At 40.3% G+C, this 19089-nt stretch carries 19 protein-coding genes; 8 read left to right on the forward strand and 11 right to left on the reverse strand.

Features of this window, described 5'->3' with window-relative positions; translation table 11 throughout:
* Positions 1 to 68 precede the first annotated feature (68 nt).
* Positions 69 to 644 carry an aminodeoxychorismate synthase component II gene (locus PSE83_RS10815; RefSeq protein WP_004265957.1) on the reverse strand — a complete coding sequence of 192 codons (576 nt, stop codon included), beginning with the start codon at positions 642 to 644 and terminating at the stop codon, positions 69 to 71.
* 431 nt (positions 645 to 1075) lie between these two features.
* The gene (gene ppiA, locus PSE83_RS10820; RefSeq protein ID WP_004262568.1) at positions 1076 to 1648 is read right to left on the reverse strand and encodes a peptidylprolyl isomerase A; all 573 of its coding nucleotides are present in this window, start codon (positions 1646 to 1648) and stop codon (positions 1076 to 1078) included.
* A gap of 323 nt (positions 1649 to 1971) precedes the next feature.
* Between ppiA and yihA the strand changes: the two genes are divergently transcribed.
* Positions 1972 to 2583, forward strand: coding sequence for a ribosome biogenesis GTP-binding protein YihA/YsxC (yihA, locus tag PSE83_RS10825; RefSeq protein ID WP_036958591.1), 612 nt, complete (start codon positions 1972 to 1974; stop codon positions 2581 to 2583).
* A gap of 112 nt (positions 2584 to 2695) precedes the next feature.
* On the opposite strand, the gene PSE83_RS20425 is transcribed toward yihA, so the two are convergent.
* From PSE83_RS20425 to PSE83_RS10845, 5 genes are all read right to left on the reverse strand, one after another.
* On the reverse strand, positions 2696 to 2743 hold the full coding sequence (locus PSE83_RS20425) for a hypothetical protein (RefSeq protein WP_438361642.1): 48 nt from the start codon (positions 2741 to 2743) through the stop codon (positions 2696 to 2698).
* Positions 2744 to 3109: 366 nt separating this feature from the next.
* Positions 3110 to 5902, reverse strand: coding sequence for a DNA polymerase I (gene polA / locus PSE83_RS10830; protein ID WP_272660847.1), 2793 nt, complete (start codon positions 5900 to 5902; stop codon positions 3110 to 3112).
* Positions 5903 to 6299: 397 nt separating this feature from the next.
* Complete coding sequence (gene dsbA, locus PSE83_RS10835; RefSeq protein ID WP_004262579.1) at positions 6300 to 6920, reverse strand: thiol:disulfide interchange protein DsbA; 621 nt, start codon at positions 6918 to 6920, stop codon at positions 6300 to 6302.
* Between the two features lie 33 nt (positions 6921 to 6953).
* Positions 6954 to 7949 carry a serine/threonine protein kinase gene (locus PSE83_RS10840; RefSeq protein ID WP_272660848.1) on the reverse strand — a complete coding sequence of 332 codons (996 nt, stop codon included), beginning with the start codon at positions 7947 to 7949 and terminating at the stop codon, positions 6954 to 6956.
* Between the two features lie 6 nt (positions 7950 to 7955).
* Positions 7956 to 8225, reverse strand: a complete 270-nt coding sequence (locus tag PSE83_RS10845) for a YihD family protein (RefSeq protein ID WP_004262581.1) — start codon at positions 8223 to 8225, stop codon at positions 7956 to 7958.
* A gap of 216 nt (positions 8226 to 8441) precedes the next feature.
* Here PSE83_RS10845 and mobA point away from each other — a divergent pair, with 216 nt between their 5' ends.
* From mobA to PSE83_RS10865, 4 genes are all read left to right on the forward strand, one after another.
* Positions 8442 to 9035 (forward strand): molybdenum cofactor guanylyltransferase MobA, encoded by a 594-nt coding sequence (gene mobA / locus PSE83_RS10850; RefSeq protein ID WP_004262582.1) that lies wholly within the window; start codon positions 8442 to 8444, stop codon positions 9033 to 9035.
* On the forward strand, positions 9032 to 9550 hold the full coding sequence (mobB, locus tag PSE83_RS10855) for a molybdopterin-guanine dinucleotide biosynthesis protein MobB (RefSeq protein WP_096863562.1): 519 nt from the start codon (positions 9032 to 9034) through the stop codon (positions 9548 to 9550). Before mobA ends, mobB begins: the two co-directional genes overlap by 4 nt.
* 78 nt (positions 9551 to 9628) lie before the next feature.
* Positions 9629 to 10327 carry a helix-turn-helix transcriptional regulator gene (locus PSE83_RS10860; protein WP_272660849.1) on the forward strand — a complete coding sequence of 233 codons (699 nt, stop codon included), beginning with the start codon at positions 9629 to 9631 and terminating at the stop codon, positions 10325 to 10327.
* A gap of 49 nt (positions 10328 to 10376) precedes the next feature.
* Positions 10377 to 10976 carry a glutathione S-transferase family protein gene (locus tag PSE83_RS10865; protein ID WP_272660850.1) on the forward strand — a complete coding sequence of 200 codons (600 nt, stop codon included), beginning with the start codon at positions 10377 to 10379 and terminating at the stop codon, positions 10974 to 10976.
* A gap of 57 nt (positions 10977 to 11033) precedes the next feature.
* Here the strand turns inward: PSE83_RS10865 and gorA are convergent, their stop codons facing one another.
* The gene (gene gorA / locus PSE83_RS10870) at positions 11034 to 12386 is read right to left on the reverse strand and encodes a glutathione-disulfide reductase (protein ID WP_004266020.1); all 1353 of its coding nucleotides are present in this window, start codon (positions 12384 to 12386) and stop codon (positions 11034 to 11036) included.
* 138 nt (positions 12387 to 12524) lie between these two features.
* A complete protein-coding gene (locus PSE83_RS10875) occupies positions 12525 to 13367 on the reverse strand; it encodes a 23S rRNA (adenine(2030)-N(6))-methyltransferase RlmJ (RefSeq protein WP_004262593.1) in 843 nt (280 codons plus the stop codon).
* A 233-nt stretch (positions 13368 to 13600) separates the two neighbouring features.
* On the opposite strand from PSE83_RS10875, the gene PSE83_RS10880 reads away from it, so the two are divergent.
* Together PSE83_RS10880 and yhjD are read left to right on the forward strand one after the other, a co-directional pair.
* Entirely contained in the window at positions 13601 to 14005 is a 405-nt protein-coding gene (locus PSE83_RS10880; RefSeq protein ID WP_036958592.1) for a DUF1090 domain-containing protein, read from the forward strand.
* A 204-nt stretch (positions 14006 to 14209) separates the two neighbouring features.
* Positions 14210 to 15202, forward strand: a complete 993-nt coding sequence (gene yhjD / locus PSE83_RS10885) for an inner membrane protein YhjD (RefSeq protein ID WP_004262608.1) — start codon at positions 14210 to 14212, stop codon at positions 15200 to 15202.
* A gap of 46 nt (positions 15203 to 15248) precedes the next feature.
* On the opposite strand, the gene PSE83_RS10890 is transcribed toward yhjD, so the two are convergent.
* Positions 15249 to 16310 (reverse strand): NAD(P)H-dependent flavin oxidoreductase, encoded by a 1062-nt coding sequence (locus PSE83_RS10890; protein ID WP_164564323.1) that lies wholly within the window; start codon positions 16308 to 16310, stop codon positions 15249 to 15251.
* A gap of 209 nt (positions 16311 to 16519) precedes the next feature.
* On the opposite strand from PSE83_RS10890, the gene PSE83_RS10895 reads away from it, so the two are divergent.
* Positions 16520 to 17518: a serine hydrolase domain-containing protein gene (locus tag PSE83_RS10895; protein ID WP_004262614.1), complete on the forward strand. Its 999-nt coding sequence runs from the start codon at positions 16520 to 16522 to the stop codon at positions 17516 to 17518.
* Between the two features lie 66 nt (positions 17519 to 17584).
* Here PSE83_RS10895 and PSE83_RS10900 read toward each other — a convergent pair whose 3' ends face one another.
* Complete coding sequence (locus tag PSE83_RS10900) at positions 17585 to 19081, reverse strand: insulinase family protein (protein WP_036958594.1); 1497 nt, start codon at positions 19079 to 19081, stop codon at positions 17585 to 17587.
* Between the last annotated feature and the right edge of the window lie 8 nt (positions 19082 to 19089).

Consider the following 19089-nt stretch of genomic DNA (forward strand, 5'->3'; position numbering starts at 1 on the left):
AATCAAAAAAGAGCAATAGCAAAGGGCATAATATGCATAATTAATTTATTCTGAACCAGATTTATAAATTAATATTTTAGAAAATTATTTAGTAATTCATGGCCTTGCTCACTCAGAATGCTTTCAGGATGGAACTGAACGCCTTCTATAGGCAAGGTTTTATGCCGTATTCCCATGATTTCATCAACATCACCATTATTCAGTGACCATGCTGATACATCAAAAGAAACAGGGAGTGTCTCTGCCGCAATTACCAGAGAGTGGTAACGTGTCACCGTCAAGGGCCGGTTCAAGCCTTTGAATACCCCTTGATGATTATGGTGAATAGCAGAGGTTTTACCGTGCATAACTTCTCGTGCTTTAACAACTGATGCACCAAAAGCTTGCCCAATGGCTTGATGCCCTAAGCAAATACCTAAAATGGGAAGCTTACCTGCAAAATATTTTATCGCCTCAAGGGAGATGCCAGCCTCATCCGGTGTACATGGCCCAGGTGAAATCACAAGATGTGTAGGCGAAAGCTGTTCAATTTCTTCGATGGTAATTTCATCATTACGTTTTACAACAACTTCAGCCCCTAACTCACAAAAGTATTGGTATAAGTTGTAAGTAAATGAATCGTAATTATCAATAAGTAGAAGCATATTAGCCTATCCGACTGATTTTTATCATTATGTATTATTTCTTATGCATATTTTTATTGTGTTGGCAATCAGAACGGTGATTAAAACACCATAAAAATAATAAGGGCGGCTATCATAGCACAGCCAAAGCAGGAAAATAGCCTATTTAAGTCAATGATTATTTTTTCTCAGAGAAAATTTCCATATAAAAATCATGGAATTATATTTACATCCCTATAACAAACTCACATTTTGATTGAGAATTACTTTAAATACAATGAAATAAAAGGCGATTAAAACATAATAAGCACTGACACATTTTAACTAACATAGTGAATAAAGAGAAACTCAAAGGGGAAGGAAAAGCGGATTTTAAAAAAAGTGGGCACGTTAAAACAACCTACCCACTGTATTCGACACGATAGTTTTTAATTACTACTGTTTTTTAATCACTAAGGCTTTTTAATCACTTCAGCAGAAATGATTGTAATTGGCTCTACAGGAACATTTTGATACGGGCCGACGTTCTCTGTTTTTACTTTAGAGATTTTATCTGCAACATCCATCCCTTTCACCACTTTACCAAATACGGCGTAACCGAAGTCACGTTGTCCGTGGTCTAAGAACGCGTTATCAGCAACATTAATAAAGAATTGGCTCGTTGCGCTGTCTTTATTTGCAGTACGTGCCATAGAGATAGTACCGCGCAAATTACGTAAGCCATTATCTGCTTCATTTTTGATTGGGGCACGGGTTTGCTTTTGCTGTAAATCTTTATTAAAGCCACCGCCTTGGATCATAAAACCTGGAATAACACGGTGGAAAGTAGTTCCGTTGTAATAACCTTCATTAACATACTGAACGAAATTTTCTGTCGTAACAGGGGCTTTTTTACTATTCAGTTCTAATTCGATATCACCCGCCGACGTGACTAGCTTGACATAAGTCTCACCCGCAGATAAAGCAAGAGAAGATGCGCTCATTGCGCAGACGGCCAAAAGTGGCACAAAAATTCGTTTTAACATGTAAGGTCCCTTTCGTTATAGCTCATTACAACTGCAATCAAGCAATTCTAGAGTGAAGCTAACAAGAATGCTGAAGATTTACCTATATTTACGCCCAAAAACAAAAGTGCATCAAATGCGTTAAATTCTAGACCACTTTCAGCAAAAGGCGTCATGAATAATGGCTATTTTTCTATTATTACAATTGCGCGGCTCACAACACAGGAAAAATATTACCTGATTCCAAGAGAAAAGCGGTTGAGAGGAGATTTCGAGTTGTCGGGAAGCGCTAAGCAAAGCTATAATCCCCAAGCCTTTTGAGGCTAACTCAGGGAGAACGACAAATGGCAATTAAAAATCATAACTACCAGATGGCAAAGTTTGTCATCAGTGCACCCGATATCCGTCATCTACCTAAAGATACTGGAATTGAGGTGGCTTTTGCTGGCCGCTCTAATGCGGGGAAATCCAGTGCATTGAATGCATTAACACAGCAAAAAAGCTTAGCACGTACCAGTAAAACACCAGGAAGAACTCAGCTAATCAACCTATTTGAAGTTGAGGAAGGCGTTCGCCTTGTTGACCTTCCGGGCTATGGTTATGCCGAAGTTCCTGAAGAAATGAAACGTAAATGGCAACAAGCACTCGGGGAATATCTCCAAAAGAGAGAATGTATTAAGGGGCTTGTTGTATTAATGGATATCCGCCATCCATTAAAAGACCTCGATATGCAAATGATTGAATGGTCTGTTGCGATGAATGTACCCGTTTTAGTTTTACTCACAAAAGCAGACAAACTGGCCTCTGGAGCAAGAAAAAAACAACTTATGGAAGTTCGCCAAGCATTGGCTCCACTTGAAGGGGATATTGAAGTCGAATACTTTTCAGCACTGAAAAAGATTGGTATCGATAAACTCCGCATTAAGCTAGATAGTTGGTATAACACACCGGCTTGATTTCTTTTGTTGTGAGTCAGAAATGGCTCATAACACCCTTACGTATTCTAATCCACTGAATTTTAGATAAAAAAATGCTCCAGTCAAAAAACTTGACTGGAGCAGCTAATATTCAGCTAAATCCGATTACGTGAAGTAAAAGGTCTGAAAGATAGAACATCTTACCTCTGTACCCTACGCCTATTAATGTACTTTATTTTTCGCTCGAAAAAAAGCCTTTTTGTAATTTTTTTTCAAAGCTTTCTACGATTCAGCACAGAAGTATGAATAAAATAAGCTAAAAAACGGATTTTAATTACATATTTATGAGACGTATGTCGCATAAAAATGTTAACCATTTTCTTGACTGTCATCACAAAAATAATTGATTTATTGCAGAGTTATATTGAATTTCTAGTTAATAATTTCAAATGCATAATTATCTGTTATACCTTCGCTTAAACGTAAAAAACCCCCAGTAATTGGTTATCCAACTCTTGGGGGTCTCTTCATAATGGAGGTTCTATATATTCAATATGATTAAAAATTAGTGGGCTTCATCCCAGTTGTCACCAATTCCCACATCCACTTTTAATGGCACATCCAGTTTCATGCTTTGTTCCATTAATGACTGGACCTGAGCTTGAACACGCTCTAATTCAGACTCTTTGACCTCAAAGACCAGCTCATCGTGAACTTGCATTAGCATATCTGCATGCGGTTTTTCAGTTTGCAACCAATTATCAACGGCAATCATGGCTTTTTTAATGATGTCCGCTGCGGTTCCTTGCATTGGGGCGTTGATCGCTTCGCGTTCTGCCGCTTTACGGCGCATTCCATTACTCGACTTAATATCCGCTAAATATAAGCGACGGCCTTCAAGTGTTTCAACATAACCTTGTTCAGAAGCTTGTAAGCGTGTGTTTTCCATATAACGTAATACACCAGGGTAGCGTTCAAAGTAGAGATCCATATAGCGTTGAGCTTCACCACGAGGGATCCCTAATTGACGCGCTAAACCAAATGCACTCATGCCATAGATAAGCCCGAAGTTAATCGCCTTGGCACTACGACGCTGGTCACTGGTGACTTGTTCCAGTGGTACACCAAAGACTTCAGCGGCTGTCGCTTTATGGATGTCTTTCCCTTCCGCAAACGCAGTTAATAGGCCTTTATCTTGGGATAAATGCGCCATAATACGTAATTCAATTTGTGAATAGTCCGCTGCCATCACTTTGTAGCCTTCACGCGCGATAAAGGCTTGGCGGATCCGGCGGCCTTCTTCAGTTCTAACTGGAATATTTTGTAGGTTAGGATCCCGAGAAGATAAACGCCCTGTTGCTGTGACTGCTTGGTGGTAAGAAGTATGAACACGCTGAGTACGCGGGTTAATCATGAGTGGCAGTTTATCCGTATACGTGGATTTTAATTTGGCTAAACTACGGTGCTCAAGCAACAATTTTGGCAATGCATGGTTTAGCGCTAATTCTTCAAGCACTTCCTCATTCGTCGATGCTGCCCCACTTGGCGTTTTCTTGATCACTGGCAACTGCAATTTTTCGAATAAAATCGTTTGTAATTGTTTTGGTGAAGCGAGGTTAAACTCCTCCCCCGCAAGCTCAAAAGCTTCCTTTTCCAGTTCAGCTAAACGAGCGGTAATCACTTTTGACTGCGCAGCAAGCACGTTAGCATCAATTAGAACACCTTTACGCTCCATTCGGACTAACACAGGCACAAGTGGCATTTCAATATTCTGGAAAATGTGATTAAGCTTAGGTTCAGCCTCTAATTGTGGATATAACGCTTGATGCAGTAATAGCGTGACATCTGCATCTTCCGCCGCATAATTAGCGGCTTCTTCTAAAGCAATTTGGTTAAATGTCAGCTGCTTTTTACCTTTACCTGCGATTTCTTCAAAGCTCACGGTTTTATGGTTCAAATGACGGTCGGCCAAGCTGTCCATATCATGGCGTCCCATCCCCGCAACACTGTTTAACACATACGATTCCAGCATGGTGTCATAACCGATACCTTTTAATTCGATGTCATAATTTTCAAGAACTTCTGCATCATACTTCAAGTTTTGGCCAATTTTGAGGATGTTTTCACTCTCAAGGATAGGCTTCATAAGTTCCAAAACCTCTTCCAGAGGAAGCTGTACTGGCGCATCAAGGTAATCGTGACCTAATGGTAAATAAGCGGCATGCCCCGGCTCAATTGCAAATGACATCCCCACTAAACGAGCTTCTTGGGTATCTAAACTATCGGTTTCAGTATCAAAAGCAAATAATGATGATTTGCTTAATTTTTCAACCCAGCGCTCTAAATCGGCTTTTTCTAGAATCGTTTGGTAATTTTCGGCACACAATGTTGGCACAGTTGGGTTTGATGGCTTCACAGGTGACGCTGCTGGTGTTGGGCTAGGTTTCGCACTTGAGCCTTTACCCTCCATCCAAGTCCCATTTTCAACATCGGCTAGCCAACGTTTAAATTCATAACGGCTGAATAATTGATGCAGTTTATCCACATCTGGCTGAGCAACTTGTAGCTCTTCACATGTTTTTTCCAGCTCAACATCCGTTTTAATCGTCGCTAATTGGTATGATAAAAAAGCAACATCACGGTTTTCCGCCATTTTAGGGGCTAACGTTTTAGAACCTCTAAAACCTAACGGGGCAATAGCCTCAAGGTCATTATAAATTGCTTCTAAGCTACCAATACCTTGCAGTAAAGCGAGTGCTGTTTTTTCACCAACGCCAGGCACCCCAGGAATATTATCTGACGAATCCCCCATTAATGCTAAAAAGTCGATGATAAGTTCAGGGGGAACACCGTATTTTTCTTTGACTTCATCAGGCCCTAGAATAGTGTTATTCATGGTATTGATGAGCGTAATGTTAGGCTCAACTAATTGCGCCATATCTTTATCGCCCGTACTAATTAGCACTGGCATACCTTTTCGGCTTGCTTCACAGGCTAATGTCCCGATGACGTCATCGGCTTCCACTCCTGAAACCACCAGTAAAGGCAAGCCCATCGCTTCCACCATTTCATGTAATGGGGCGATTTGAGCGCGTAAATCATCAGGCATAGGTGGGCGATGTGACTTATAGCTTTCAAACAATTCATCACGAAATGTTTTTCCCTTCGCATCAAAGACAACCGCTACATGGCTAGGTTTATACTGCATAATTAAACTACGTAGCATATTAAGCACGCCATACATTGCCCCTGTAGGCTCACCAGCACTATTGGTCAGTGGAGGGAATGCATGGTAAGCACGGTATAGGTAAGAGGAACCATCAACCAAAATAAGAGGGTTTTCTGCAATCTGAGCCATAATCTGTCATCATCTTTTTAGTCAGGAACGAATACCAATAGGATGCCATAATGTGGCCTCAGATACATCCCAAGTTTTATATTCCGCTTAGTTAGATAATTAAAAACACACCAAATCATCCACTATTATAAGTACACCATTGATTACAGTTAATTAAAATTAATCACGCCGATTAACTAAGTATCTGGCTAACATCCTGTGGATAAGCTTGTGTGTAAATTTGTGTTACTCAGTAAATTCAACAGGTAATATGAATATTAACAATATAAACAGAAAAGTAAAATCAATGGGTTAGCGCATAATTGAATGGGTTTAATACAGGTGAGAGAAAGTCTTTGAGTTGTGGATATTAATACAAAAAAGAGACGATGGCGAGTATACCACCGTCTATTTACGATTATTTTTTATTTACTAAGAAGTTCACAACATTAGAGAACTCTTTGCCGTAGTCCGCTGCGTTATCAACTGAGATACCGTTATTACGAACTTGGTATTTACCATCAACAAATAATGCAGGAACACCGCGCAGTTTTAAGTCTTGCGCTGCATTTTGCTGTTTCGCAACGATAGATTTCACAACGAAGCTGTTTAAAGCTGCATCATACTCTTCACCAGAAATACCTGCTTTGATAAAGGCATTACGGATATCTGCTTTACTGTTGATAGTTTGCGTTTTTTGGATACCTTCAAACAGGATAGGTGTGACTTTGTCTTCTGCTTTCAAGACAATCGCAACGGCCCAAGCTTGAGTTAAATCGGCACCTAAAGGACCAAGAAAATCAACGTGATAACGCTCCATTTTCACGCCTTCTGGTAAGTTTTTCTCTACCGTTTGAGGCACTTTATACACGCTCTCAAATTGATAGCAGTGTGGGCAATAAAATGAGAAGAACTCCAAAACTTGAGGTAAATTTGGTACAGCTTTAACATCAGTATACTCTTTACCTTCCGTGTAGTTTGCCGCTGCAGCACTAAAAGACATGGCAATACCAAGCAAAGCCAACATAATTTTTTTCATAGACTACATTCTCCAAAAACAAAAACTTAAAAGTTAAAACTGAGGGGTTAACTGCAAAGGGGCGTCTTGCAACCGTTCAATCTGTTGATTAAATTCGAGCGATTGTTTTTGCCAAAAATCATCAGCTTGTAGCCATGAAAATGCTCGAGGAAACGCAGGGTCTTGCCAGCGGCGGATAATCCACCCGAGGTAATGTACCATACGCATTGCTCTAAGAGGTTCAATCAGCTTCAGCTGTTTTACATCAAAATCACAAAACTCATTATACGTTTCTAATAACGTATCCAATTGAATGACTTGTTCTTGGCGAGAGCCATTAAGTAGCATCCAGAGGTCTTGAATTGCAGGCCCATTTCGGGCGTCATCAAAATCCACCAGCCAAGCTTCATCGCGCCACAGAATATTGCCTGGGTGGCAATCACCTTGTAGGCGAATAGATGAAATAGAGTCAGGCCATTGTAATTTTACTTGTGCAATCAATGCATCTAAAGACTCTATAAATTGAGATTTATAGCGTTCTGCAATCAAAGGGCTTGAGGCTATCACTTGGCGAGGCTGTGCCAAATACTCATCAAGACCCATTGTCGGACGAAATGCAAAGTTTTTACGCTGGCCAATTTGGTGTATACGTCCTAGCAAATGGCCTACACTTTCTAATTGAAACAAGTTATCTGTTTCATATTGTCTGCCACCGATACTCGGAAAAATTGCAAATATAAACCCACCAAACTCCAATACCGTTTGCCCAGCAAACTCAAGAGGCGCTGCGACAGACAGCCCTTCATCTCGAAGCTCTAAAGTGAAATCGTGCTCTTCTTGAATTTGTGAACGGTTCCAACGCTCAGGACGATAAAATTTAACCACATAACGTTGCCGATTTTCGTCTTGGAATTGATAAACCCGATTTTCGTAGCTATTTAATTCAAGCAGACCTGATTCGGGGTAAACCCCGACTTCCATTAAGGCGTCTAAAATTAAGTCAGGGGAAATTCCACTAAAATGGAAATTCGAATGTTCTATTTCGTCCATCGCGTTTTAGTCTTTAATAATGCCACGGGCACGCAAAATAGCGGTTTTAAAGTCATCTTCATAATCTTTTTTTAAACCCGGGATCGCTTCATTGCTATCCGAACCACGCATTTTTAAATGATAAATTAGCACATCATCTGTTAACTCAGATAAACTGCCTTTAAAACCTGCTTCATCAGCCAGTTTTTGCAATAATTCTACCAAGTTTAAATCTGAATTATCTTTCCAGACAGGATGCAGAAGCTCAATAACTTCATTTAAGCGATGGCATTTCATGTTTATTCCTTTATCACGAATATTCGATACAAGTTACCAATAATCATACAAGAGAAAAAGCGAACTGTTGTCAATCTACGTAAAGTTTAACTGCAATACGCACGAATATTCATTGATTTTATAGCAAAATAGAATAAATTTTAGTAATTACTATACTCGAAAGTGTTTTCTAGGAATGTTGAAACATTTTCTTGAAGATATTCAAGGATATTGAACATGTCATTTCGTCAGTTAATAACTGGTGTGATACTTGCTGGTGGCCGAGGCTCTCGAATGGGTGGTCAAGATAAGGGATTGGTACTTTTATCGGGAAAGCCGCTCTATCAACATATTTTAGCACGCTTGCAACCCCAAGTTGGCGAAGTACTCATCAATGCAAATCGTAATCAACCGCGTTACAGTGAAAGCCAATTGACGGTTATCTCTGATTTAAATAACCATTTTTCTGGCCCATTAGCAGGAATGCAAGCGGCTTTACACCATGTCAAAACAGATTGGTTACTGTTTGTGCCTTGCGATGTTCCTGCTTTCCCTCTCAATTTAGCGGAAAAAATGTTCAATGAGAAAGAAAAACATTTAGCCTGCTACGCTTGTGATACAGAACGAGAGCACCCTACGTTTGCTTTATTGCATCGCTCACTAAAAGCTCAACTTGATGATTACCTTGCAAGAGGTGACCGTAAATTAATGCTCTTTATGCATGAAATTAATGCAAAAGGTGTTATTTTCTCACCCGAATCGGGTTCATTTGCGAATCTTAATACACTGGAAGATAGCCGTAACTGGGAGTTACAACAAAAAGAATTATGAAGCAAAATACTCTACCCCTACTTGGAATTACCGCTTATAGCGGCACAGGAAAAACGACTTTATTAAAAAAAGTTATCCCTCTGCTTAAGCTGCGTAACGTTCGTGTTGGTTTAATTAAGCACACTCACCATGACATGGAAGTGGATAAACCGGGCAAAGACAGTTTTGAATTACGTAAAGCAGGCGCAAACCAAACGCTTGTTGCCAGTGAAAAGCGCTGGGCGCTGATGACCGAAACCCCCGAAGCTAATGAAATGGATCTACACTATTTAGCCAGTCGTTTCGATCACACAACATTAGATCTGATTTTAGTTGAGGGCTTTAAGCACGAACCGATCGATAAAATCGCCTTGTTTCGCTCTGAAGTGGGCAAACCTCTCAACGGTTTGATAGATAACTATGTGGTGGCTGTTGCCAGTGATGAAATCATTGATACCAACGTGCCGCAGTTAGATATCAATAACCCAGAGCAAATCGCAGATTACATTGTGTCTTGGTGGCAAAAAAGCAAGTAACTCTCTGATATTGCGTCTATCGTTTAGATAAAATAGACGCAATTTAGAGATTCATTCACAATAACCTAAAAAACACTCATGACCCGTACTCAACGTTTACTGACCCTATTGCAGATACTCAAAGAAAATCGCTATCCTATTACGGCTGAAGCACTTTCATCACAACTTCAAGTTAGCGTGCGTTCTATCTATCGAGATATTGAATCCCTGCGTGATCAAGGTGCTGAAATTATCGGGGAAGCCGGTATTGGTTACCAATTAAAAGCGGGACTATTACTACCGCCTTTAGCTTTCGATGAAAATGAACTTGAAGCCTTAATATTAGGTTTACGTTGGGTAAAAAGTAACGCAGACACTGAACTAAAAAACTCAGCAATACGGGCGATAAGCAAAATTAATGCTGTAGTTGCAGGTCATTCACAGAAAATCCTAAATCAAAATACCTTATTTGCCCCCACCACACATTTCTATGAAATTAATGACGTCATTGTTAAAGACTTACGTTTAAGTTTACGAGAAGAATGCAAAGCCAAAATGACTTACCTTGATGGGCAAAATCAACCTAGTGAACGAATTATTTGGCCAATTGCCATTGGTTATATGAAAGATTCCCAAGTATTAGCCGCTTGGTGTGAATTACGTGAAAGTTACCGCCATTTTCGTTTAGACCGCATTCAGTCTTATCATGCACTTTCATATAAACTACCTTACCCCAAAAATTACCTACTAGAGCGCTGGCAAAAAGAAGTATTGTGCGTCTCTCCTGACAATTTCTGACACTCCACTCCCTTATAGTAAGCACTCAACTTCATATAAGGAAATCACCATGAGCGAACTGGTTCTTTTTACTAATTCAATGTCACGTGGCAACACGGTCGACCTACTATTAAAAATTTTAGATGTTCCTTACAAGCGTATTGAATTAGGTTATGGTGCAGATATGCACACCGCTGAATATCTTGCAATTAACCCTATGGCAAAAGTCCCTGCGCTTGTTGATGGAGATGCTGTTGTCACTGAAACTGCTGCAATTTGTTTGTATTTAGCAGATAAATTTATTGAAAAAGGTTTAGCGCCAGCCCTGAATGACCCTAAACGTGCAGATTACTACCGTTGGTTCCTATTTACTGCAGGTCCAATTGAATCTGCCTTCACTATCAATAACTTAGGGGTTCAATTAGATGAAGAACAGCAAAAATCTTCTGGCTTTGGTTCTGTCGAACGCACAATGGCCTGTTTAGAAATCGGTTTAAACAATGCTAAACCGTTTATTTGTGGTGAGCAATTTACTGCTGTCGATGTGTATGTCGGTGCATTTGTGATGTTTTTAGTCAAATACCAAATCATGGAAACCACCCCTGCGATGCAAAAATATCTTGATAGCTTAGCGACTATTCCTGCGATTGCAGAACTGTTGACAAAATAATGCCCCAAAAAAAGCTAAGCTCAAATGAACTTAGCTTTTAATTTAAATAACCAATACTTAACGCATGGTCACAAATTCTTCTGCCGCTGTTGGGTGAATGGCCACCGTATTATCAAAGTCTTTTTTGGTTGCACCCATTTTTAATGCAACCGCAAAGCCTTGTAGGATTTCATCCATTCCGAAACCAATACCATGGATGCCAACGATTTTTTCATCTTCACCAACACAAACTAATTTCATACGGCAAGGTTGACGGTGTGAAGTGACGGCGGTATACATTGCAGTGAAAGATGATTTATAACATTTCACTTTATCAGCACCATATTTTTCAATCGCTTCTGGCTCAGTTAAACCAACTGTACCAATTGGTGGGTGAGAGAACACCACCGTTGGGATATTACTGTAATCTAAGTGCTCATCCGGTTTATTATTAAATAAACGTTCAGATAAACGACGACCCGCAGCAACCGCAACAGGGGTTAACTCAACGGCGCCAGTATTATCACCAACCGCATAGACACCCGGTACATTGGTATTTTGGTATTTATCAACCTTGATATAACCTTTTTCATTCAGTGCGACGCCTGTGGCTTCAATATTCAGGTTATCTGTCATTGGTTCACGACCAATAGCCCAAATTAATGCATCGACGGTTTGTTCTTGGCCATTTTCCAATTTTAATGTCAGTGAACCATCTGCATTTTTCACGACTTCTTTCGGAATTGATTCCGTATGCAGTTTAGGGCCTTCCGTATTCATGACTTCCACTAATGTTTCGACAATCAGTGGGTCAAATGAACGTAACGGGGCATGTTTACGCACAAATAAATGCGCCTCTGCGCCTAAACCATTTAATACACCAGCAAGTTCAACGGCAATATAACCGGCACCCACAACCGCAACACGTTTTGGCAATGCTTCAAGTTCAAAGAAGCCATCAGAAGTCATGCCATATTCTGCACCTGGGATAGCAGGGATCACTGGACGCCCGCCAGTTGCAATCAAAATATGGTCTGCCGTGTAGGTTTCACCATTTACCTCAACAGTATGGGCATCAATAAAACGTGCAAAACCATTGATGACATCAACTTTATTATTCCCTAAGACACGGTCATAAGACTGGTGAATTCGGTCAATATAAGCAGTACGACTATCAATAAGTGTTTTCCAATCAAAACGATTAATTGTCGCATCAAAACCATAATCAGGACCATAATTGCGAATAGCTTCCGAGATTTGTGCCGCATGCCACATCACCTTTTTCGGTACGCAGCCCACGTTAACACAAGTCCCACCTAATGCTTTCGCCTCAATTAAGGCACATTTTTGCCCATACATTGCTGCACGGTTCATCGACGCAATACCACCGCTTCCGCCACCAATTGCGATATAGTCGTAATGTTTGCTCATAATTTGGTTATTCCCATTGATTGAATGATTTATGAATGCATTTTCTCGCATCATACTATTGATTGTCATGGCATAAATAGCGCTTTACGATAGATAACACCTGTTAATTTAATCGGTATTACCTATCAAAAATACAGTTTACTCTGGCACAATCCACTCAACTAACGTATGCCCAGTGCCTTCTGGGACGAGTGTTTTATGTAACCATGGCAGCACATTCTTCATTTGCTGCTCAAGTTTCCAAGGTGGGTTGATCACTATCATACCGGATGCCGTCATCCCACGTTGGTCGCTATCAGGACGTACCGCCAATTCAATTTGTAATATTTTACGAATGCCTGTTGCTTCTAATTGATTGACCATACGCTTAATTTGTTGACGTAATACAACAGGATACCAAATTGCATATGTTCCTGTTGCAAAGCGTTTATAGCCTTCCACCACCCCTTTCACGACCGCTTCATAATCCGTCTTCATCTCATAAGGAGGGTCCATCAGCGCAAAGCCACGTCGACTCTGTGGGGGTAATTTCGATTTTAGCTGTTGATAGCCGTCTTCCTTGAAAACTTGCGCGCGGTTATCCCGTGAAAATTCTGTACGTAATAATGGATAATCGCTCGAATGTAGTTCAGTTAATACCAGCTTATCGTGTTCACGTAATAAATATTTCGCTAATAATGGTGAACCCGGGTAATAGCGTAAACGCCCATTATCATTCAATTGGCGCACAATATTCATATACGGCAATAATTCCTCAGGCAAATCAGGTTGCTCCCAAATACGCGCAATCCCTTCAAGATATTCACCTGTTTTTTCTGCATGTTCCCCCGTTAATTGATAACGGCCAGCACCTGAATGTGTATCTAAATACAGAAACGGTTTTTCTTTCTCTTTCAGAGATTCAATGATCAAGCTCTGTACTGTGTGTTTTAACACATCAGCATGGTTGCCTGCGTGAAAGCTGTGACGATAACTTAACATGTAACGTTTGTTTCCTGAGGAAATTCAATACTAGCCACTAAGATGACTATTATTAAATAGGTTCTTTAAAGATAGCCCTTTTGAACAAAAAATAGACCGGATTTATTCATCCGCGTCATTATAGCTAAAATTGACTACAAATGTCATAACCATAGCTGTGTTAAAATTCACATGACTGAAAAGAAATAAAACGCTATCCTAAACACAAATTTTAAAATAAACAGAGGTAAATGATGAATAAACTACTCCTTACAACTAGTATTTGTATTTCCTTTTTTGCTAGCGCATCAGTAATGGCAGCAAAAACACAAAATGGCTGCGAAATAAAGAAACAACGCATTCAAGAACAAATTGATTACGCAAAACAACATGGTAATCAGCATCGAGTTAAAGGCTTAGAAGAAGCATTAGATAATGTGAATCGTTATTGCACTCCAGAATCTTTATATCGTGATAGTCAAAAAGATGTAGCTGAGAAAACAGAAAAGGTGCAGGAACGCGAAGCTGAGCTGCAGGAAGAAAAATTAAAAGGCGATGACAGTAGTAAAATTAAAAAACGTGAAAGAAAACTCGCGGAAGCTCAAGCAGAATTAAAAGAAGCCCAAGCTGAACTGCAAGTTTATAAAGATGCGCTTTAATTTCTAACGCCCCTTTTCCTCTGATTAATTAACCAGTTGCTTTGACTTTAAACAAACGTTCCAATGACTATTTGTCTCTTAAAACAGTCATTGGGATGAAGTTATTGTCCAATTTAAGCTATAGTATTATGCATATCATTCATTTATAGGCATTAAATAGGTCGAAAAGTCAGACAACTTTTAGTTGCGGGAAAAGGGGATTAAATGTCGAATACGCAGGAAGAAGAACAGAAAGATACTAATAAACTGAAAGCGACACTGAATAAAAGTATTGATGGCAGTAAAAAAGCAGTGACCTTCTCAATGCGAGTTGTGAACTTTATTTGTGCAATTCCTTTTATTGCTCACATCATTCGTACCGTGCAACGTTTTAATGACCGAATGGGGAACCAGTTTGGGGCTGCAATTACCTATTTCTCCTTTCTCTCTTTAATTCCCGTTTTAATGTTTTCATTCGCCGCTGCCGGTTTTGTATTAGCCAGTAATCCTGAATTGCTTGAAAAATTAGTTCGTGGAATTTCTGCAAATATTACTGACCCTACGCTCGCAAATACATTAGAAAGAACAATAGACACCGCAATCCGCCAACGTACGACAGTTGGGCTGACAGGGTTGGCTTTAGCCGTGTACTCAGGGGTTAATTGGGTTAATAACTTACGTTTAGCTATTTTGGCACAATCACGTTCTGTATGGGAACGTAATGAAGATGAACATGAAAATATTATTTTCCGCTACATTCGCGACTTCTTTGCCTTAATTGGCCTACTTATTGCCTTAATTGTGACAATTACACTTACCTCTGTTGCTGGCTCTGCACAAGCAACGATTGTCAGTACGCTTGGGTTAGATGGTATAGAATGGCTTAAACCTGCTTGGACACTGATTGGTTTAACAATATCAATTACAGCTAATTTCCTACTATTTTTATGGATTTTTTGGATCCTACCGCGTATGCAGCATCGCCGCAGGTCACTATTTAAAGGAACATTACTTGCTGCTATTGGGTTTGAAATCATTAAATCCATTATGACATGGATTTTACCTAACCTTGCTTCGTCACCTTCTGGAGCGGCTTTTGGTTCAGTGCTTGGCCTAATGGCATTCTTTTACTTCTTTGCGCGTTTAACCTTATTTTGTGCAGCTTGGATAGCGACTGATGAGCCAAAAGGTTCATTGGATAACGAAATAATTAAATAACAACTTACTGGGGCGGTAAGACAAACCGCCCTACCACTGTTTAAAACTAGCGTTTCATTTCTTCTGCCAACGTTCTAACCAATAAAGACGCAGACATCTCACGAGCTTTCGCCACATTCTGCCCCGCCCAATATGCCGCAAACTCATCGCTACCTGACTTCATTGCTGCTGCATTGAGCTGCTTACCAATATCATAAACCAATGGATAATCAGGTAATTGACTTGTCTCATAGCCGTTACCTGCTCGAATAAATTGATTAATAATCCCTCTCGCTGGGCGCCCTGAAATAGCAGAAGTTAGTTGAGTGTGATCCGCTGTTTGCAATTTGATCTTAGCTCGATAACCTGCATTCGCGGCAGATTCAGGGCAAAGTAAAAATGCTGTGCCTAATTGAGCGGCAGCAGCACCGCACTCTAAAGCCCTATTGATATCTTGCCCATCCATTATGCCACCCGCAGCAATCACAGGTAAATCAATATGTTGAGAGATTAACGTCACTAATTCATAAGTGGTGAGTTCTTCATCTAAAGCTTGCAAATCAAACATGCCTCGATGCCCTCCCGCTTCAATACCTTGTGCAACAACAGCATCAATTCCAGCCAATTCAATTTGTTGTGCTTCTTGTAAATTCGTTGCCGTCGCCATGGTATAAATACCATGTTGTTTCAATTGCTGTACCACCTCGATGGATGGAATATTAAAATGAAAACTCACTACTGCAGGTTTTGTTTCAAGTAACATAGATAACATTTCTGAGTTATCTAAAAAAGTGTGATAAATTTCATTGAGATAGGTAGGAGGAGTCTCATTAAATTGAGCGAAATAAGGCGCTAAATACTGGCTCCATGCCAGTTCATTATCAGGATGACGTTTCGCAGGTAAATGGCAGAATAAATTGACATTGAATGCTTTACTTGTCAGTGCTTGTGTTTGAGTAATCAATTGGCGAGCTTGTTCTACTGAATTTGCACCTAGGCCTAGTGAGCCAAGCCCTCCAGCTTCTGAAACCGCAGCGGCTAGCGCCGGAGTAGAAACTCCCGCCATTGGGGCTTGTATGATGGGATAACGCAAACCTAACCGTTGTAGAAATATATTCGAGCTATTCATGTTATTTCCTTTACTTCAATGTCTGGGTACATTTTATGTTCTTATATTGAGGATAAACATAGCACCAAATTTATATAAAAAGAAAAAACACTGGCCATTGTGTCATCGCCATATTGTCACTTTAAGCGCATTTAAAGCGTACAGGGATCGTATAGATATGATTAAGATGCCATATATCCTCATCTTAATCATTCAATAATGAGATTATTATGACCACCTCTATTCAACAACTCGAAAATTTAACTTGTGGCGTCGTCCTTTACTATCATAATCAAAGCAAAAATAGCGTGGGTGCCTTCTGTGCTAGAGGAATGGATATTGAAGGTAGGCCTCTTACTGTTGATACACCACTACGAATTGCCAGTAATACAAAGACATTTACCGCAGCTGCAATTTTACGTCTTGCTGAAATGGAAAAACTCAGTATTGATGATGCAATATCTGAATATATTGACCCTCAATATAATACGCTACTCAGTACCCAATATAATACTCACGCTATCACTATCCGCCATTTACTGGAGCACAGTAGTGGCCTGCTAGACCATGCAGATGGTGACTATCTAAAAGCCGTTCTCAAACAACCTAACTATGTTTGGAGCCGAACAGAACAAATCGAAATGTACATGCGTAAACAATTTCCAACGTTTTCGCCTGCAAAATCCTTTATCTACTCAGATACGGGTTATATTTTGCTCGGTAATATTATTGAACGGATTACGGGGCAATCTCTTGGCCTAGCTGTTAGGGAGCTTTTGCATTTCGATTCTATTGGTCTTGAGAGCGCATATTGGGAGTCATTAGAACAACCGCCGCAAATCGCAGCACCACGGGCTCGTCAATATTTAGGTAAATTGGATGGAACACATATTCATGCTTCCATGGATACCTATGGCGGTGGGGGTTTAGTTATGTCATCGAAACAAATGGCTACCTTCCTAGAAGCCTTATTTGAGGGGGATATTTTTTCATCACCGAACACGCTAAAGACGATGCTTAGTATGGGCTCTCACGAAGGTGCAAAACTTTACCGATTAGGCATTATGGTTAATGTGGTCAATGGTATCACCCTGTATTCCCATTTAGGCTTTTGGGGGTCTGCAGCCTATTACGCACCAGAAGCAAAAATCAGTGCGGCAGGATTTGTTGATGACAGAGAGTCGCGAGAGACTCTAATTCGCGTTATTGAATCGCTATTAAGCCAATAACATTAATGAAAAGGTAGCCACTGAATCATTCAATGACTATCTTTTCATATATCTATCTTTTCATGCTTATTGTGAGGTGTGGTTTTCTTCTGCTGGTGCAGCGGGAGCCGCTTCTGTTGGTACTGGCGCAGCAATTTGGGGCCATAACACCTTGGTAAATTTCTGGCGAATTTGTTCTGCATCCATCATTTGTTTATCTTTTGGCTGCGCTAATACAAACGCTGCCTCTTGAGATAATAACCGACGGGCTTCCATATTCACCTGTTCAAGGCTTTGTGATGCCAAGAAAGATTGCCTTAACCGCTGGTATTGTTCAGGAGCAATGTCAACCACCCCATTTTGTTGGGAAATCAAACGTTGGCTAATCAAAACATCAGTACTCGTACGCGCATAGGCTGCAAATAGTTGCGATAACTGCACTTGTTTTTCTTTAAGCATATCGTCAAATAGCTCAGCAGCAATACCATTTTGGTTAATCGATGCAAGCTCACTCGCAACAATATCCGTTACCGCTGCCATTTTTTCAGGTGCTGCTGTCACCGTTAACGTACAACTGGCTTTCTGATATTGCACACGACAATCTAACCCCGGAACAACTTCTCCTTGATTAAATTTTTGATTGAACGCTTTTTGCAAAGAACGATAAACCGCTTCACGTGCTAAATCGCTCGACCAATAACGCAGTAAAACATTTGAGTCTTTAATGGGGAGCCAATCAATATCCCAAATTAATGAAAGCGTATCCTGTGCAGGCTGTTCCTGTAAAATATCAATAGATTGTGGTTTTACCGCCGATAGTACTGCAACAGAAACAGGTTCAGAGCGCCTACCTTCTAATGATGAGAAAGTTTGTGAAATTGAATCAGATAACATTCGAGAATCAACATGGCCCGCTACATATAATGTCATGACGTCCGGTGTGTACCATTTTTGATAAAAAGAATTCACACTATCAAGAGCTACAACATCATTCGGTTTTTGGCCTGGGTCATACCCCATCATCGTTGACCCCTTTAAACGCGCTCGCCAAACGGGATCATTGGCATTTAAAGGAAGTGTTGCAACTGGGACATTTTGTGCTGTCAAACCATTATGTAATGTCGTTTCTGTATACTCAGCTCCTGCAACAGAAGTTGCTAACCAGCTGAGTGCTTGCTTAATTAAGTCCGGGCGATTATTCGGTAAACTTAAGCTATAAATGGTGTAGTCATAAGAAACAACAGCGGGTGGAATTGGCATGTCAGGGTCTGTGGCCTGACGCCAGAAATCTTGTAATGTTGCTGTTGGAAATGCTTCAGTTTGATGAAGCAACGCCATTTTAGGAATGAGGTAACTGTACCCTTTTTCGCTCGCTTTTTCTGTTAATGAGCCTGTTTTAATTGCTAATCTAAGCTGGATACGATCATTAGGACGTTGCGGTGTTTGTAATAATTGCCAGCTAAAGCCATTCTCTAGCTTCCCTTGCTGCCATGCTGGATCAGGTTGTAAAGGCTCAGCTCCCGCTAAATGCGCGACTGAGAATAATACAACACCAATGATATACCGAACTTTCAAGCCCTGCATGTAAACCC

The sequence above is a fragment of the Providencia sp. PROV150 genome, from assembly GCF_028481025.1.
Taxonomy (GTDB): Bacteria; Pseudomonadota; Gammaproteobacteria; order Enterobacterales; family Enterobacteriaceae; genus Providencia; species Providencia hangzhouensis.

What these genes read in the sequence shown, in the direction of transcription:
- PSE83_RS10895 (WP_004262614.1), top strand. Translation starts at nt 16,520, where the DNA reads ATGACCACCTCTATTCAACAACTCGAAAATTTAACTTGTGGCGTCGTC.
- PSE83_RS10890 (WP_164564323.1), bottom strand. Translation starts at nt 16,310, where the DNA reads ATGAATAGCTCGAATATATTTCTACAACGGTTAGGTTTGCGTTATCCC.
- PSE83_RS10815 (WP_004265957.1), bottom strand. Translation starts at nt 644, where the DNA reads ATGCTTCTACTTATTGATAATTACGATTCATTTACTTACAACTTATAC.
- PSE83_RS10860 (WP_272660849.1), top strand. Translation starts at nt 9,629, where the DNA reads ATGACCCGTACTCAACGTTTACTGACCCTATTGCAGATACTCAAAGAA.
- mobB (WP_096863562.1), top strand. Translation starts at nt 9,032, where the DNA reads ATGAAGCAAAATACTCTACCCCTACTTGGAATTACCGCTTATAGCGGC.
- ppiA (WP_004262568.1), bottom strand. Translation starts at nt 1,648, where the DNA reads ATGTTAAAACGAATTTTTGTGCCACTTTTGGCCGTCTGCGCAATGAGC.
- gorA (WP_004266020.1), bottom strand. Translation starts at nt 12,386, where the DNA reads ATGAGCAAACATTACGACTATATCGCAATTGGTGGCGGAAGCGGTGGT.
- PSE83_RS10845 (WP_004262581.1), bottom strand. Translation starts at nt 8,225, where the DNA reads ATGAAATGCCATCGCTTAAATGAAGTTATTGAGCTTCTGCATCCTGTC.
- PSE83_RS10900 (WP_036958594.1), bottom strand. Translation starts at nt 19,081, where the DNA reads ATGCAGGGCTTGAAAGTTCGGTATATCATTGGTGTTGTATTATTCTCA.
- polA (WP_272660847.1), bottom strand. Translation starts at nt 5,902, where the DNA reads ATGGCTCAGATTGCAGAAAACCCTCTTATTTTGGTTGATGGTTCCTCT.
- PSE83_RS10875 (WP_004262593.1), bottom strand. Translation starts at nt 13,367, where the DNA reads ATGTTAAGTTATCGTCACAGCTTTCACGCAGGCAACCATGCTGATGTG.
- yihA (WP_036958591.1), top strand. Translation starts at nt 1,972, where the DNA reads ATGGCAATTAAAAATCATAACTACCAGATGGCAAAGTTTGTCATCAGT.
- dsbA (WP_004262579.1), bottom strand. Translation starts at nt 6,920, where the DNA reads ATGAAAAAAATTATGTTGGCTTTGCTTGGTATTGCCATGTCTTTTAGT.
- mobA (WP_004262582.1), top strand. Translation starts at nt 8,442, where the DNA reads ATGTCATTTCGTCAGTTAATAACTGGTGTGATACTTGCTGGTGGCCGA.
- PSE83_RS10840 (WP_272660848.1), bottom strand. Translation starts at nt 7,949, where the DNA reads ATGGACGAAATAGAACATTCGAATTTCCATTTTAGTGGAATTTCCCCT.
- PSE83_RS10865 (WP_272660850.1), top strand. Translation starts at nt 10,377, where the DNA reads ATGAGCGAACTGGTTCTTTTTACTAATTCAATGTCACGTGGCAACACG.
- yhjD (WP_004262608.1), top strand. Translation starts at nt 14,210, where the DNA reads ATGTCGAATACGCAGGAAGAAGAACAGAAAGATACTAATAAACTGAAA.
- PSE83_RS10880 (WP_036958592.1), top strand. Translation starts at nt 13,601, where the DNA reads ATGAATAAACTACTCCTTACAACTAGTATTTGTATTTCCTTTTTTGCT.